The following is a 14,717-nucleotide window of genomic DNA, read 5'->3' as shown; positions in this document are numbered from 1 at the left end:
TGGGGTGGCCGGCCCGTTCAACGTCAGTTCTGGAGCCGCTTCTCGTGCCAGGTGTAGTAGATGTAGGTGCTGCCGGGCCCGGTCAGTGTGCCGTAGACCTGCCAGAAGCTGTCGGGTGGGAGTGAGAAGCGGAAGATCTTGTCTCCGGGCCGATCGTCCACGAACGTGCTCGGCACCGTGTTGGTCCAGCTCCGTACTTCGATGGTGAATCGCTCGTTGTCGGGGATGTCGAGGCAGATTTCGTACGTGTACGCCGACGGGCCGCCGATGTTGTAGGTGCGGCCGTCGATCGCGGGCCTTTCGACGTTGGTGGGGACGTAGCTGTTCACGACCCGGGTGTAGCCGCCTGCGGTGCAGTCGATGGGGGAAGTGGCCGCGGAGGCGGGGCCGTTGCCGGTGAGCGTGGCGCCGAGGACGCCGGCGGCGACGAGAATGGGGATGGTGCGCTTCATACCTCTCCTCATCCGTGCGGTGACGCTCCAACCAAGTAGTTGAAGGCGAAACTGATTCTGGCTTGGTCGCCGCTTTCGGACAAGGCCGGGAAAGATTTTGTGCAGTGGTGAGTAAAGTCGGTGCCTTCTGGGCTCTACCCGTCAAAAACGCTCTGCGATTGAGCAGGTGACGGGACGTTCGTGCCGTTAGCATGCGCGGGGCAAGTGCTCCACGGTCCCATGCGTGTCTTGAGGCCGGCGTCGGAGCGGGATGATCAGCGAGTCCAAAACTGGATCTTGTTCAGCTCGATCCGAGCGACCACATGGGGAAAATCCGGCTCCTGCTCGGTCTGCAGAACCTTGGTGGCTACCCGGGTGGACCAGGCCTGGCCGCGTTTTCCCAGGTCGAACTCCATATCGTGGGAATAACCGGCTGCTCCCCAGGCTTCGACGCCGATCAGTTCGGATTTCAGTGAGAGCCGGCCCGCCCACAACTCTTCCCAGTCGTCCTCAGGTGGCGGCCCGTCCCAACGCTCCAACCGGTTGTGGACGGCATTCAATTCGCGATCGCCGTACGCCGTCCGAATGATGAGCCCGTCGTGTCCCGCCGCTATTCTGCCGTCCGGTGGATCCATCCGCCCTTCGACCGCCGAACCGATTGGTTCGCCGTCGATGATGCCGGCGACGGCGAAGAGTCGGTAGTTGGGCCATAGCTCGTTCGTGAGTTTGCGGGTACCGGTTCCAGGTCAGGCTGAGCGCGCCGAACCCCAGCGTGTACGGCACGAAGGCCACCCCCGCCTGCAGCGGTGAGAAGCCCAGCGTGGTCTGGAGATGCAGGGTGAGGGTCAGGACGAAGACGGCATAACACCCCATGGTGATCCAGCAGGCCGCCATGCCCGGCTTGACCCCGTTCGAACGCAGCACCGCCGGGTCCAGCAACGGATGCCGTGCGCGCGCCTCATGACGGAAGAACCCCGCCAGCAGCACCCCGCCGCACCCCAGCGAGCCCCAGGCCCAGGCGGGCCAGCCCTGGTCAGGGCCGAAGATGAGCGGCACGGTCACCGCGGCCATGGCCACGGTCAGGACGGCCACTCCGCCCGGATCGAGGCGCGCCCGCCCGTCCGTACGGGAGTCAGGCAGCAGCCGCGGACCGAGCACCAGCAGCAGCACCCCAATTGGGACGTTCAGCAAGAATACGGGCCGCCAGGACAGGCCGAAGAGGTCGGCACCGACCACCAGCCCGCCGACGACCTGCCCCAGCGCGACCCCGAGGGCGAGCACCATGCTGTAGAGGCCGATCGCCCGGCGGCGGGCGGCCCCGTCCCAGTGCAGCTGGATGAGCGCGAAGATCTGCGGAGTGAGCAGCGCCGCCCCCACGCCCTGCCCGACCCGGGCGAGCACCATCGCGGCCGCGTCAGGGGCCAGCCCGCACAGCAGCGACGAGCAGGTGAACCAGCCCAGCCCGAGCAGGAACGCCCGCCGCTGCCCGACGACGTCACCGATCCGCGCGCACGTGACGAAGAGCACGCCGGTGGTCAGCAGGTAGCCCGACACGATCAACTGGATCGCGGCGCCGCCGGCGTGCAGATCGTCACGAATCGTCTGCGCCGCCACCGACACGATCGAGCTGTCCATGGTCGCCATGACCTCGCCGGTGAGCAGCACGGCCAGCATCCGGCCCCGGCGGGCGGCCGTCGCCGATGTGGAGGCGAATGTAGTCATTCGCCCAGCATTGGGGGTACGTACGCGCTCGGTCTTGAAGAAATATGCGGAACGGAATTGTCGGTGCCGGTACGTAGGGTCGTGGGGTGCGTACCGCGAAGAGGGTGATCGAAAACCCGCACGTCGTGATCAGGAGCGTTCGGTGCACGGACGACCGGGTCCGCTGGTCGGAGCCCGAATCATCGCATGCCGGCCCAGATCGTGCTGGTCCGGCGGGGCCGCTTCCAGGTGGAGTCCCGAGGGCGGCGCGTGACCGTGGAGCCCGCCACGGGTTACCTGCACCGAGCGGGGGAAGAGCTGCGTTTCGCCCATCCCGCGGGAGGCGACGTGTGCACGGCGGTCACCTTCGTCGACGACGAGCTGACGACTGGCCTCGATGCCGCCCCTTCCCCCGCGATCCACGTGGACGCCCGGCTCGAACTCGCCCACAGCCTGCTCCTGCGCGCCGCCCCCGAGGCGCGGACGTCGCCGCGGTTGAGGCGGTCCTCGACCTCTTACGGCTGTCCCTGCGCGGCCGGTTCCAGGCCACACCCGCGCCCGGCCGGGAAGACCTGGCGAACCGGGCCAAAGAGGCGATCCTCGCCGACGAGCCCGCCGGCACCGGCCTCGTCGCCCTGGCCCGCCTGCTGCGGACTTCGCCGTCCCATCTGAGCCGTACGTTCCGCCATCACGCGGGCATGCCGTTGAGCCGTTACCGCAATCGCGTACGCGTCAGCCGGGCACTGACCTCCCTGGAACAGGGCGAAACCGACCTGGCCGCGCTCGCGGTCAGGCTCGGCCTCAACGACCAGGCCCACCTGACCCGCGTCATGCGCGACGAACTGGGACACACCCCCGGCCGCGTCCGCACCCTCCTCGCGCGGCAGGGCTATCCGTTGGACGGGAGGGTCGTCGTGGGAGTGTCGGTCGGCGGCTGAGCCGCACCTTCGCCGCGAAGGGTGACGAGGGACGGGTGAGCGCCGACGTTGTGGTGGATGACCAGCGTGGCCTGCGTCGTGCCACCCTCGGCCGGCGCACTGAAGCTCACGCCGAACGAGCAGGACACGCCGGCGGCCAGATTCTTGCGCTCGCAGGTGGCGTCGTGGCTGAAGTACGCCTTGCCGTCGCCCTTGATCTCCATGTAGGTGACCTTCAGCGTGGCGTCGCCGACGCTTTCGATGTGCACCTCGCTGTCGCAGCCGCCCTCGGCGGTGCAGGTGATCTCACCCGGGGTGACCTCCACGCCCGCCTTGCCGCCGGGCACCTGGATGATCTGCTTGTCGCCTCCGCCACGGGGGCGCTCCTCAGCGGTCCCCTTGTCGGTGCCGCAGATGAAATCGGGGCAGATCGGCGCGCGCGACGTGATGAGCGCCGCGGTGATGACCGCCCCCGCCCCGATGAGAGCGACCGCGATACCCGCTCCCTTACCAGACACGAACTCCTCCGATGTCCCTTATGAGGGCCGAAAAGCGTAAATGATCGGCGGAAGAGCCGAGCCGCCGTCAGTACCGGATTCCTTCACAAAAGGGAGAAACCGGCGTATCCGCGCGCGGCCGTCCCCGCGACGGCCGTCCTGCCATGCGAAATCGGGCTCCGGCGCCCAGCCATCGAGAGCCCCGGCCCGAACCCGCACATGTCAACGATAAACACTTCGCGGTTGCAATTCACATAAATAATTCTTGGCGCACGCTGTTCCGGCCGGCATCGGGCTGAGGGCGCGGGTGCTCTCGACGCCCGCGAACCCGTCAGACGGCGGCGGGCGGCGCCGGCTGCGCTTCCTGGACCGCGGGGGTGAACCAGGTTCGTGCCGGAGGAAGCAGGAGCAGAGTCACGATGAGCGCGGACCAGGGGGCGGTGATGATCCAGTCAAGGGTGCCCTCGATCAGGAAGTAGACGAGGTCGAACAAGGGGATCGCGAGCTGGACGGCGATGGTGACGAGCCGGACTCGGGGGTGCCGGGTGCGCCACCGGTTCGCCAGCAGACCGGTCGCGAGTGACAGGGCGTAGGAGGGGGCGTAGAGCAGGTGCTCAAGGTTCTCGTCGAAGCCGGCGGCCAGCGCCAGGATGAGCATGACGACGCTGATCAGGGCGATCGTCGCCTGGAGCCAGATCAGGTTCCGGGCGAACTTCAAGGACAGGGGCATGTCGGGAGGGCCACCTTCGGTTTTCGGGGGGTACGGCGGAGCCTGTCGTGAACGGCTCCGCCGTACCTATGGTTTCACCTCCACCACCTGTCGCTGTAATGGCGAGTGACGCGTTCGCGGAATGGGACGAATATCCCTTTAATGGGTCCTATTAACCGACGAGGGCTTGGGTGATCTGGCGGGTGGTTTGGGTGGCGATTCTGGGGTTGGTGGCGGCGTAGGTGGTGTAGGCGTTCAGGCCGGTGGCGAGGGCCCAGCCGCGGCCCCTGGTCCAGGTGGCGTCGTCGAGGTCGAGGGTGGTGCGGAAGGCGGCTCGGCTGATGGGTGACATCAGGGTGAAGGCGATCATGAGGTCGCAGGCCGGATCGCCGATGCCGAGGCCGCCGAAGTCGATGACCGCGCCGAGACGGCCGTCGATGGTCAGCAGGTTGCCGGTGTGGAAGTCGCCGTGGAACCAGACCGGGCTTCGATCCCATTCTGGGGCGTTCAGGGCTTCGTTCCACAGGGCCGTCATGGCGGTGGGGTCGAATATGTCGCTGACCGCTGTGATGGCGGCCCGGGTGGCACGGTCTCTGGCGGCCAGCGGCTGGGTGGTGAGGTCCGCGTGGGGTTCCCTGGCGTATTCGGGGCCGAAGCGCTGCAGGGCGGTGAGGAATTCCGCCAACTGGACGGCGGCCGTGGACGAGTCGGCCAGGGCCTCGACCGTGGCCACCTCGCCCTCCAGCCAGCGGGACACCGCCCACCGCCACGGATAGCCGAAGTCGGGCTCACCCACTCCTACCGGTACGGGGATGGCCAGGGGAAGGTGCGGGGCCAGGCGGGGTAGCCACTCGAACTCCTTCTGGGCCTGGCGGATGGCGCCGCCGTGGCGGGGCAGCCGGACGGACAGCTGCTCGCCCAGCCGGTAGATCACATGGTCCGAGCCGGCCGGATCGAGCAGTTTGAGAGGCAATGCGGCCCACTGCGGGAACTGCGTGTCGACCAGCTTTCTGACCAGTGCGGCAGTGATCGTGGGGCGGTCGTTCGCGGTTCTCGCGGTCGCCAAGAGCAACTCCTGCGATCGGCCCGCGCCATACGAGCGGGCGGTTGGAGCATCACCGTGCATGAACCGCGGCTGTTCTGTCGATCGAATTTCCCCCTGGCGTACTGGCCGCCTCAATGAGGTCGTCAGCCGGTATTGGTCGCCGCCGTCGCGTGACAACTGTCATGTCGTCCTCATGACTGCGACGTCTACGCCGTTACGCGCTTCTGCACGAAGATGGAACCATGACGAGCGGCAAGAAATCCTTCAATGGGAAGGTCGGCATCTGGCCGGGCATCGCGATGGGGATGGCCCTGGGTGTCGCGTTGGACAACTTCATCCTCGGCACGTCGATGGCCGTGTGCCTCGGAATCGCCCTCTCGTACGCGCTCGCGACGAACGAGAGGGCCGAAGGAGAAGACGAGTAGAAACCGCCTCGGTCGCATGCCGGCCCGTTCCGAGGCCGGTCGGTTGGTGATGAGTTTTGGGCGCGTGAGGAGTCTCCTTTTCGAGTGCGGAGTGATTCGAAAGGAGCGGTTTCGTGGACATGCACAGCGTCGTGTGCGTACGTGATCGGGCGGTGTCGCTGAAGTGGTACGAGGTGTTCTTCGGGCGGCCGGCGGACGAGGTCATCGGCGAGGAGTACCTGTGGCAGGTGGGTGAGAACGCGTACCTGGTCATCGACGATCGGGACGTCCGGGCCGCACGCGTCGGCGGCACCATGATCACGTTCGGGGTCACCGACCTCGATGACTTCCTGGCCCGGCTGGCCGCGCACGGTATCGAGCACGAGCCTGTGGAGACCTACTCCAACGGGGTGCGGCACGTCGAAGTTCTCGATCCGGACGGCAACAGCATGTCGCTCGCGGGGATCCCCCAGGCCACTGAAGAACCATCAGGAGGGTGACTCGATGCGGTCGATGAGCTGCTCGCTCCACGCGCGGATGGTCGTGGCCTGCTCAGGGGTGAGTGAGTCGAGGAAGTAGCGGCGGATGTTGCCGGCGTGCCCGCGTACGGCGTCCTGGATGAGGCGGCGTCCCTGGGCGGTCAGGCCGATCCGGGTGCGGCGGCCGCTGGGACCGCCCTCGGTGCGCGCCACGAAGCCGCGGTTCTCCATGCGGGTGAGCTGGTGGGAGACGCGGCTCTTCTCCCATTCGAGGGAATCGACGAGTTCGCCGACGCGCATCTCCCCGCCTGACGCCCGCGACAGCGTCACCAGCACGCTGAACTCCGCCTTCGAGATGCCGTGGTCGCGCTGCAGGCCGCGGTCGAGTTCGCGGACGAGCAGGCGCTGGGCGCGCATCCAGGTGTCCCAGAGGTTCCACTCGTCGGGTTCCAGCGTCTCCGGCATGGCGGAATCGTACCTGGTGAGCTGCAGTTGACGCGACAACTTTGCCCTCCTAGAGTTGATGCATCAACTTCAAGGGAAGGACGCGCATGGCCGTGAGGACATTGGTGCGTGGTGGCATGGTGGTCAGCGTGGATCCGGAGGTGGGGGATCTGCCGCGGGGGGACGTGCTCATCGAGGACGGGCGGATCGCCGCGGTCGGTGCGACTGTGGACGCGGCCGGCGCCGAGGTGGTGGACGCCACGGGCAAGATCGTGATGCCGGGGTTCGTGGACACCCACCGGCACACCTGGCAGACCGCGTTCCGTGGCATCGGCGCGGACTGGACGTTCGACCAGTACCGCGTCGCCGTGCACGGCACACTCAAGCCCCACTACCGTCCTGAGGACGTCTACCTGGGTAACCTGCTCGGCCGGATCGAGGCGCTGAGCTCGGGTGTCACGACCATGCTCGACTGGTTTCACTGCTCCGACCGTCCCGAGAACGCCGACGCCGCGATCCAGGCGCTGCGCGAGGCGCCCGGCCGCTCGGTGTTCTGCTACGGCGCCATCGGGCCGGACATCACGCCGGAGATCACGCGCGTACGGGCACAGCTGTCGGACGACGGCATGGCGCTGGGCCTGCGCGGACCGCAACTCAGCACCATGGACGACACCGCCGCCGACGTCGCCCTGGCGCGCGAGCTCGGGCTGCGGGTGAGCGTGCACGTGCACGGCGCCACCGGCTGGCCCAGCGGCCGCCGTCCGGTCGCCGGCATGCGTGATCGAGGGCTGCTCGACGACCGTACGACCTTCGTGCACGCCAACGGCCTGTCCGACGACCAGGTGGCGATGCTGGCCGACGCGGGCTGTTCGGTGTCGATCAGCCCGGACGTCGAGCTGAAGATGGGCCTCGGCTGGCCGGAGACCGGACGCATGCTGGCCGCCGGGATCCACCCGTCGCTGTCGATCGACGACTGCCCGTCCGTGGGGGGTGACATGTTCTCCACCATGCGTACGGCCTTCTCCGTGCAGCGCGGCCTGGTGACAGGGGGTGGTCTTACGGCGCGGGACGTCCTCGGGTTCGCCACGGTGGAGGGCGCGCGGGCGTGCGGGCTCGATGCGAGGACCGGCAGCATCACCGTCGGCAAGGACGCCGATTTGGTCCTGCTCGACGCCGAGGACCCGTCGATCTTTCCTGTCGGCAACCCCGTGGGCTCCATCGTGGCCGCCGGTCATCCGGGGCTGGTGGACAGCGTCTTCGTCGCCGGTAAGGCGGTCAAGCGGGGTGGCCGGTTGCTCGGCGTGGATCTGCCGGCGCTGCGCGCCCGGCTCCTGGAGTCGCGTGAACGCATCGCGGCGGCGGCCGGCATCCCGATCGGCGGATCATGGGTGCCCGAGGCACGGTGAGCGGCCGGCCGACGCATCGGGGGGTCTGTCGCGGTGGTCCTCGGGCAGGCAGGCCTCGGGCAGGTGGGCTCCGGCCACCCGCCCGGGCTCGAAGGACCGCTCAGTTGTACGGGTTGTCGTAGGTGAGGGACTTGGTCCGGCTGTTGTACGTCTGGCCGGGGTAGAACCAGCCGCCCTGCACGTACACGGTGATGTTGGCGATGGTGGAGGGGTGGGTGTACTCACCGTCGTGGTGGTACAGCGACAACTGGCAGCCAGCCGGAGCTGGCGAGGTGCTCGTCTGGCCCGGATAGAACGTGCTGCTGCCGTTGACGGAGACGTACAGGTTCGGCCTGGGGTAGGACCCGCTGCCCCAGCACAGCCGGAGCGAATACCTGAACTTCGTGTTCCCGTCGTCGAACGCGACCGTGCCTGTCACCTGGGCGAGCATGAGGGGCGGACCGGCGTTCGAGGTCACCGTGATGGAAACGGGCAGGTCCGCGCCGTAGGTGGCGTGGGCGGGGGTGACGGGCATCAGGATCGCCACGAGGGTGGCGATGACGATGGCGGCGGAGCCGGCCGCACGACGTGCTGGCGAACGTGTCAATTCCAACCTCATCTCGTCAATGATGTCGGTGAAGCCCGCCCGGAGAGTACGGTCGGGACCCCAGACCGTCCAGAGATCCGGTCGCGGGCGGCTGATTCGGCCCGGCGCTAAGGGCTGCGAGGGAGCCTGGGCGGACGGGGCGAGGTGTGCTCACCAGGCCGGGAATCGGGCCCGCGCGGCCGTATTGCCCGCGTAAAGGTTGAAAGTTTCATCGACGCGGCCCCGGGGACGACACGGCACACGGGGCCGAGGGGCAGGGCTTAGGGTCGGCGGATGGTGAAGATCCTGATCACGGGGATGTCGGGCACCGGCAAGTCCACGGTGTCGGAGCTGCTGGCGGCCAGGGGGCATCGCGCCGTCGACACGGATACCGACCGGTGGAGCCGCTGGGAGACCCTGCCCGACGGGACGGCCGACTGGGTGTGGCGGGAGCCGGCCATCAGTGAACTGCTCGCCGGCCACCGTGACGGTGCTCTCTTCGTGGTGGGCTGCAAGTCCAATCAAGGACGGTTCTATCCGCAGTTCGACCAGGTCGTCCTGCTCAGCGCCCCCGCTGAGATCATGCTGGCCCGCATCGCGACCAGGACCAACAACCCCTTCGGCAAGCGTCCTGCGGAACGTGCGGCCATTCTGCGGGATCTGGCCGACGTGGAGCCGCTGCTCAGAGCGACGTGCACGGTCGAGATCGACACATCCGCGCCGATCGACGAGGTCGTGGGGCAGCTTGAAGGGCTGGCGGGCGGTCCCGAGGCTCCAGCCGGTACGGCAGGACGGTGAGCGCCGTCGTAGGCTGCCGACACGGGACAGAACGGACAGGAGGCTGACGTGGCTCGGACGACGGTGGCCAAGACCCCAATCCAGACGACTGCCCAAGCTCAGGCGACGGTGGCTGAGCTGATGGCCGAGCTGGCCGGGCTCGAAGACCCCCGGGCGCGTGAGGTGAACGAGCGGCACGGCGACGACCACGGCGTCAACCTCGGCAAACTCCGCGCCGTCGCCAAACGCCTGAAGACGCAGCACGACCTCGCCCTCCTGCTCTGGGCGACCGACGACACCGCGGCCCGGCTGCTCGCGCTGCTCATCTGCCGCCCGAAGGCGTTCTCGCAGGCCGAGCTGGACACCATGATCCGCCAGACACGCGCGCCCAAGGTGCACGACTGGCTCGTCAACTACGTGGTGAAGAAGAGCCCGCACGCCGAGGAGCTGCGTCGAGCCTGGTTCGCCGATCCCGATCCGGTGGTCGCGAGTGCCGGCTGGGCGCTGACCACCGAACGGGTGGCGAAGAAGCCGGAAGGTCTCGACCTGCCCGCGCTGCTCGACGTCATCGAGGCGGAGATGCGAGACGCCCCGGATCGCCTGCAGTGGGCGATGAACCACTGTCTGGCCCAGATCGGCATCGACCACGCCCAGCACCGCGCCCGTGCCATCGACATCGGCGAGCGCCTGGAGGTGCTCAAGGACTATCCGACGTCCCCGGGGTGCACGTCTCCGTTCGCGCCGATCTGGATCGACGAGATCGTCCGCAGGCGGCAGGGCGAATAAACCGGATCACGCGTCCCAGGTGACGGGGAGGCTCTTGAGCCCGTGGATGTCGGCGGTCTCGGGACGTAGCGGAATCTCTTCCGCGGGTACGGCCAGCCGCAGGCCGGGGAGGCGGTTGAGCAGCGCGGGGAAGGCGACCCGCATCTCGACGCGGGCCAGCTGCTGGCCCAGGCACTGGTGGATGCCGTGGCCGAAGGCCAGGTGGCCGCCGTCCTGCCGGCCGAGGTCGAGCACGTGCGGGTCGGTGAAGCGCTCGGGGTCGCGGTTGGCGGTGCTGTACGACAGCAGAAGCGTCGTACCGGCCTTGATGCTCTGCCCGCCCAGCTCGACGTCCTCCAAAGTCACCCTGGTGAACATCTTGGCCACGCTCAGATAGCGCAGCAGCTCCTCCACGGCCGGCTCGGTGAGCGTGGGATCGGCGCGCAGCGCGGCCAGCTGCTCCGGGTTGCGCAGCAGCGCGAAGGTGCCCAGGGCCAGCATGTTCGCGGTGGTGTCGAAGCCGGCCGACAGCAGGATCAGCGCCATCCCGCGCAGCTCCTCGTCGGTGAGGTCGCTGTCGAGCAGGTCGCTGAGCACGTCGTCGGTGGGGTTGGCGCGCTTGGCGGCGACCAGTTCGGCGAGGTACTCCTGGGTGGCGAGGTAGGCCGCGTACAGCTCCTCGTCGGCCGCCTCCCCGCCGAGGAACTTGTCGATGTGCTCCTGGAAGGAGCCTCTGTCCTCGTACGGGACTCCGAGCAGCTCGCAGATGACGACGGCGGGGATGGGCTTGGCGAACGCGGTGACCAGGTCCGCCGGCGGCCCGGCCTGCTCCATCGCGTCCAGGTGCGCGGCGGTGACCTGCTCGACCCGCTCGGTGAGCAGCCGCATCCGCCGCACGGTGAACTTGCCCACCAGCGGTTTGCGGTAGCGGCTGTGCTGGGGTTCGTCCATCAGCAGGAACTCGCCGGGCGGCGCAGGAGGGACCTCGATGTCGCCGTAGTCGATCAGCGGGTGGTGGCGCATGAGCTCCTTGCGCGAGCTGAACCGGGGGTCGGCCAGCACCGATCGGACCAGGTCGTAGCCGGTGACCAGCCAGCCCTCGTGCCCGCCGGGGAAGGGGTAGCGGCTGATCGGGCCCTGCTCGCGGGCCTGGAGCAGCTCCTTGGGCGGGTCGAAGGGGCAGCCGGACGGCCGCGCGGCCGGCAGCGCCGACGCGGTGTGGACGGTTTCGCTCATGGCCGTGCCTGCTTTCGCGATAGTACGTGTTCGGCTCAGCATGAAAGCTACGTTGCATTCGGAATGAGGTCAATCGGCGACAGGGAGTTTGCCCAGCTAAAGGCCGATAAATTGATGCAATGACCCTGTCCGTGAACGCAATGCTGCGTTGCAATGACTGGCGGCGAAGGCAATACTGACGGCATGCCAGGAGGACGGTTGACCCAGCGCGAACGCCAGCGCATCGCCGCCGGACTCGCCGGCGGGCTCTCCTACGCCGAGATCGCCCGGCGGCTTGACCGGCCGACGTCGACGGTCAGCCGCGAGATCGCCCGCAACGGCGGCCCCGGCGACTACCGGCCCCAGCAGGCGCACCAGGCGACGGTCCGGCGGGCCAGGCGGGGCACGCCGGCGCCGCCGCGCGCGGACGAATCGCCGGACAGCGTCGTGGAGGCGGAGATCCTGGAGCTCGCGGTCAAGACGGGCCTGCCGAAGCTGACGGCGCGCGTCCACTTCGACCTGCTGCTGTCCGAGGACGGCAGACGCACCGCGGCCGAGCTGACCACCCGGCTGAAGGTCAGCCCCGCGTTTGTCTCCGTGGCCGTCAACTTCCTGGTCGAGCAGGGGTACGTCCGGCGCGAGCGCGACCCACGACGGCGCCGCGACATCTACGTCGTCGACGACGAGACCTGGTACCACTCGGTCATGATCAGTGCCCGGCAGACGCTGGATACGGTGCGGGCCGCGCTGGCGGCGAAGGAGACGTTCGACCCCGACAGCCCCGTGGGGCAGCGGCTGGCCAAGGGCGGGGCGTTCCTGGAAAGGGTCTGCCTGGACATCATGGAGTCGGCCGAACGCTCACGCCACCTCCTCGCCTGACGTTCAGCTGAGAGCGGGACTCGAAGGAGCAGCGGGCCGGGCGTAATGGGCGGCGACCGCGGTGAACGCCTCCTTGGGCTCCCACGGCATGTCGGGATAGGTGACGCCGGTGCGGCCCGGTTCGTAGACCTTGACGATGCCGGGGCTGGCGAGGTCGAGGTCGTCACGGGGGTCGCCGTCGGGGCGGTGCGGGTAGTTGTAGAGGGCGAAGAGGTACAGGAAAGCGCTGTCGACGCCCTCCTCGTCGAAGATGTCGAGCAGTTCGGTCAGGTACGCGGCTTGTCCGGCCTCGTCGCGCTCGTACGCGCCGTCGATGCGGGTGCGGCCGGTGACCTCGTCGTGGCGGGCGATCTCCATGCTGCGCGGGGCGACGTCGGCCGCCCCACGCCAGGTCGCGCAGGCGAAGCCGGTGATCGCGACGGGCTTCTGCCGCGCGGTGACGATGGCGCGTACGCCGTCGCGGAACCGGTCGGCGACCTCGGCGGAGCGGATGAGTTCGAGCGTGACGAAGTCGAACAGGTCCCAGTCGACCTGTTCGAACTGGATGGCGGCGTACGTCACCTTCCCGTGGAAGCGCTCACGTACGGAAGGCACGACCTCGCGGAAAAAGGCGTTGAGCCGGCTGCTCACGGTGGCGAGCCGTTCCGGCCTGCCGTCCGGGTCGGCCAGCAGGTGGCCGAGCCGCTCGGCGATGGTGTCGCCTTCGACGAACCCCCGGTTCATGATGCTCAGCTCGACGCCGGCCACGAACACGACCTCCGCCCCCTCGGCCCTGAGTCGCTCGGCCCGCTCCGCGCAGTCGGCGAACAACGTGCGGATCTCGCCGAGAGTCAGCTCCAGCGGGTACGGCGAGAACCAGACCTCCAGCCCGAGCCGGGCGGCGTGACGCGCGGCGATCTCCAGCCGGTCGGGGTCGCCGCCGACGAGGTGGACCGCGTCGCAGTGCAGGTCGTCGCGGATGATGGTCAGCTCCCGCAGGACCACGTCGGGGTCGAAGGGCTCGCGGGAGCTGGGGTGGCCGGGAAGGCCGATGAAGCCGGTGTCGTAGGCGATGCCTCTGGCTCGCATGGGGTGGGTCCTTTCGTACGGATGATGGCGGATCGACCGTACCGCAAAAAGATGCGTACGCGCAAAATTGCGTTTACGTAAATTTGCGCGGGAGTAGGCGATCCTGGGAGGGTGGAGGGGTGACTACACGCCGTCCGGGTCTGCGGGAGCGGAAGAAGCAGGCCACGAGGGAGGCGCTGCGGGTCGCCGCCCTGCGGCTCGCCCTGGAGCAGGGGCCGGAGAACGTCCGCGTGGACGACATCGCCGAGGCCGCCGGCGTGTCCCCGAGGACGTACAACAACTACTTCTCCAGCCGTGAGCAGGCGATCGTCGCAGCCGTCACCGCGGACAGGGAGTCGCGCATCGCCGCGGCCGTGACCGCCCGGCCGGCCGGCGTCAGCCTGTCCGAGGCCGTGATCGACGCCGTCGTCGAGCAGTTCACGGATCCGGGTGACGAGGCGCGGGACGCGCTGCTGATGATCACAACCAGCCCCGCACTGCGCGAGACCTACGCCGAGACCGCCGGGTCGCTGGCCGGGCCGCTCGCGGAGGCGCTGGTCGAGCGCACGGGCGGCATGGACCGGCTCGCCGCCGAGGTGCTGGCCGCCTGCGTCGGCACGGCGGCCAAGCTAGCGCTCCAATCGTGGCTGTCGTCGGTCGGGGCGTCGTTCGGAGCGTCGGCGGGCGGGCTGGAGAGCGCGTCGGCCGGCGGGCTGGTGGTGCCATCCGGCTCGCTGCCCGACTTGATGCGGGCCGCCTTGTCGCCGCTCGCCCCGGCACTCGACGCCGCCGCCCCGGCGAGTCCGGTCCTTGAACAGAGCGAAGGTGATCGGGAATGAACAGGATCGAGCCGCTGGTGCTCGCCGGGGTCCTTCTGCTGGTGGCGGCGGGGTGTGGCGGTCAGGAGCCTGTGAGCGTACGGGCGACGCCCGCCGCGACGCGCCCCGGCGAGCTGACCACCTCTGCGCCGCCCGCCGATGTTGGGCTGCGCAAAAGTGACATTCGCTGGAACGGCGAAGGCGATCCGTACAACGCCATGGCCGAGCTGGACGACGGCCGGCGGGTGGCCATGCACTATCGACGTGGCAAGGGCCTCTATGAGCAGCACTCCAGCGGCCCGACCGGCACCTGGACGCGGCCGCGCCTGATCTACGGCACGAAGACCGAGGCGTGCCAGGGCATCGAGCTCCGGGCCTTCGGAAAGACCGTCGCGGCCATCGCGGACTTCGGCGACTACTGCTCGGACGGCGAGCCGCCGATGGAGTCGATCGCCGCCGTGGGCGTGAGGGACCTGCGCACGTGGGCGCACCATCTCACGCGGAGCTTCGACGGCTGGGAACGGATCTCGGCGGGCGACGGCGGGAACCAGATCACCTTCAAACGCGGATCGTCCGTGTTGCGGTGGAGCAGGACCGGCGGGTTCACGAAGTGAGCGC

General features: G+C 68.7%; 19 protein-coding genes. 9 read left to right on the top strand and 10 right to left on the bottom strand.

The genetic code is table 11. The features are described from left to right. Window positions 1–23: 23 nt before the first annotated feature. The 3 genes from AB0C27_RS07825 to AB0C27_RS07815 all read right to left on the bottom strand — a co-directional run bounded on the left by AB0C27_RS07825 (window position 24) and on the right by AB0C27_RS07815 (window position 2,153). The gene (locus AB0C27_RS07825; RefSeq protein ID WP_357839449.1) at window positions 24–452 is read right to left on the bottom strand and encodes a hypothetical protein; all 429 of its coding nucleotides are present in this window, start codon (window positions 450–452) and stop codon (window positions 24–26) included. A gap of 254 nt (window positions 453–706) precedes the next feature. Then, the gene (locus AB0C27_RS07820) at window positions 707–970 is read right to left on the bottom strand and encodes a hypothetical protein (protein WP_357839446.1); all 264 of its coding nucleotides are present in this window, start codon (window positions 968–970) and stop codon (window positions 707–709) included. Further along, on the bottom strand, window positions 942–2,153 hold the full coding sequence (locus tag AB0C27_RS07815; protein ID WP_357839443.1) for an MFS transporter: 1,212 nt from the start codon (window positions 2,151–2,153) through the stop codon (window positions 942–944). The genes AB0C27_RS07820 and AB0C27_RS07815 overlap by 29 nt, the downstream gene beginning before the upstream one ends. Before the next feature lie 86 nt (window positions 2,154–2,239). On the opposite strand from AB0C27_RS07815, the gene AB0C27_RS07810 reads away from it, so the two are divergent. After that, window positions 2,240–3,070: a helix-turn-helix domain-containing protein gene (locus tag AB0C27_RS07810; protein WP_357839440.1), complete on the top strand. Its 831-nt coding sequence runs from the start codon at window positions 2,240–2,242 to the stop codon at window positions 3,068–3,070. Here AB0C27_RS07810 and AB0C27_RS07805 read toward each other — a convergent pair. From AB0C27_RS07805 to AB0C27_RS07795, 3 genes are all read right to left on the bottom strand, one after another. Further along, entirely contained in the window at window positions 3,022–3,567 is a 546-nt protein-coding gene (locus tag AB0C27_RS07805) for a hypothetical protein (RefSeq protein ID WP_357839437.1), read from the bottom strand. The two genes, AB0C27_RS07810 and AB0C27_RS07805, sit on opposite strands and share 49 nt — an antisense overlap. Before the next feature lie 310 nt (window positions 3,568–3,877). Further along, the gene (locus tag AB0C27_RS07800) at window positions 3,878–4,276 is read right to left on the bottom strand and encodes a hypothetical protein (protein WP_357839433.1); all 399 of its coding nucleotides are present in this window, start codon (window positions 4,274–4,276) and stop codon (window positions 3,878–3,880) included. A 151-nt stretch (window positions 4,277–4,427) separates the two neighbouring features. Continuing rightward, window positions 4,428–5,321, bottom strand: coding sequence for an aminoglycoside phosphotransferase family protein (locus AB0C27_RS07795; protein ID WP_357839430.1), 894 nt, complete (start codon window positions 5,319–5,321; stop codon window positions 4,428–4,430). Window positions 5,322–5,542: 221 nt separating this feature from the next. Between AB0C27_RS07795 and AB0C27_RS07790 the strand changes: the two genes are divergently transcribed. Continuing rightward, complete coding sequence (locus AB0C27_RS07790) at window positions 5,543–5,725, top strand: hypothetical protein (protein ID WP_357839427.1); 183 nt, start codon at window positions 5,543–5,545, stop codon at window positions 5,723–5,725. Between the two features lie 119 nt (window positions 5,726–5,844). Beyond that, complete coding sequence (locus tag AB0C27_RS07785) at window positions 5,845–6,204, top strand: VOC family protein (protein WP_357840657.1); 360 nt, start codon at window positions 5,845–5,847, stop codon at window positions 6,202–6,204. Here the strand turns inward: AB0C27_RS07785 and AB0C27_RS07780 are convergent. Further along, window positions 6,193–6,648 (bottom strand): MarR family transcriptional regulator, encoded by a 456-nt coding sequence (locus tag AB0C27_RS07780; RefSeq protein WP_357839424.1) that lies wholly within the window; start codon window positions 6,646–6,648, stop codon window positions 6,193–6,195. The genes AB0C27_RS07785 and AB0C27_RS07780 overlap by 12 nt on opposite strands. Window positions 6,649–6,740: 92 nt before the next feature. Between AB0C27_RS07780 and AB0C27_RS07775 the strand changes: the two genes are divergently transcribed. Then, entirely contained in the window at window positions 6,741–8,033 is a 1,293-nt protein-coding gene (locus AB0C27_RS07775) for an amidohydrolase family protein (protein ID WP_357839421.1), read from the top strand. A gap of 100 nt (window positions 8,034–8,133) precedes the next feature. On the opposite strand, the gene AB0C27_RS07770 is transcribed toward AB0C27_RS07775, so the two are convergent. Next, window positions 8,134–8,631: a hypothetical protein gene (locus AB0C27_RS07770; RefSeq protein WP_357839418.1), complete on the bottom strand. Its 498-nt coding sequence runs from the start codon at window positions 8,629–8,631 to the stop codon at window positions 8,134–8,136. Window positions 8,632–8,892: 261 nt separating this feature from the next. Here AB0C27_RS07770 and AB0C27_RS07765 point away from each other — a divergent pair, with 261 nt between their 5' ends. Next, window positions 8,893–9,396, top strand: a complete 504-nt coding sequence (locus AB0C27_RS07765) for an AAA family ATPase (RefSeq protein ID WP_357839416.1) — start codon at window positions 8,893–8,895, stop codon at window positions 9,394–9,396. Between the two features lie 120 nt (window positions 9,397–9,516). After that, window positions 9,517–10,161 carry a DNA alkylation repair protein gene (locus AB0C27_RS07760; protein ID WP_357840654.1) on the top strand — a complete coding sequence of 215 codons (645 nt, stop codon included), beginning with the start codon at window positions 9,517–9,519 and terminating at the stop codon, window positions 10,159–10,161. A gap of 6 nt (window positions 10,162–10,167) precedes the next feature. Here the strand turns inward: AB0C27_RS07760 and AB0C27_RS07755 are convergent, their stop codons facing one another. Then, window positions 10,168–11,376 (bottom strand): cytochrome P450, encoded by a 1,209-nt coding sequence (locus AB0C27_RS07755; RefSeq protein ID WP_357839413.1) that lies wholly within the window; start codon window positions 11,374–11,376, stop codon window positions 10,168–10,170. Between the two features lie 198 nt (window positions 11,377–11,574). Here AB0C27_RS07755 and AB0C27_RS07750 point away from each other — a divergent pair, with 198 nt between their 5' ends. Further along, on the top strand, window positions 11,575–12,234 hold the full coding sequence (locus AB0C27_RS07750; protein ID WP_357839410.1) for a helix-turn-helix domain-containing protein: 660 nt from the start codon (window positions 11,575–11,577) through the stop codon (window positions 12,232–12,234). Between the two features lie 3 nt (window positions 12,235–12,237). Here the strand turns inward: AB0C27_RS07750 and AB0C27_RS07745 are convergent, their stop codons facing one another. After that, window positions 12,238–13,302, bottom strand: a complete 1,065-nt coding sequence (locus tag AB0C27_RS07745) for a hypothetical protein (protein WP_357839407.1) — start codon at window positions 13,300–13,302, stop codon at window positions 12,238–12,240. A gap of 119 nt (window positions 13,303–13,421) precedes the next feature. On the opposite strand from AB0C27_RS07745, the gene AB0C27_RS07740 reads away from it, so the two are divergent. Then, window positions 13,422–14,120 (top strand): TetR/AcrR family transcriptional regulator, encoded by a 699-nt coding sequence (locus AB0C27_RS07740; protein WP_357839404.1) that lies wholly within the window; start codon window positions 13,422–13,424, stop codon window positions 14,118–14,120. Beyond that, window positions 14,117–14,713 carry a hypothetical protein gene (locus tag AB0C27_RS07735; RefSeq protein WP_357839401.1) on the top strand — a complete coding sequence of 199 codons (597 nt, stop codon included), beginning with the start codon at window positions 14,117–14,119 and terminating at the stop codon, window positions 14,711–14,713. The genes AB0C27_RS07740 and AB0C27_RS07735 overlap by 4 nt, the downstream gene beginning before the upstream one ends. Window positions 14,714–14,717: the final 4 nt, after the last annotated feature.

Source organism: Nonomuraea sp. NPDC048882, from assembly GCF_040649755.1.
Taxonomy (GTDB): domain Bacteria; phylum Actinomycetota; class Actinomycetes; order Streptosporangiales; family Streptosporangiaceae; genus Nonomuraea; species Nonomuraea maheshkhaliensis.
This window is presented reverse-complemented; position numbering and strand designations above follow the sequence as displayed.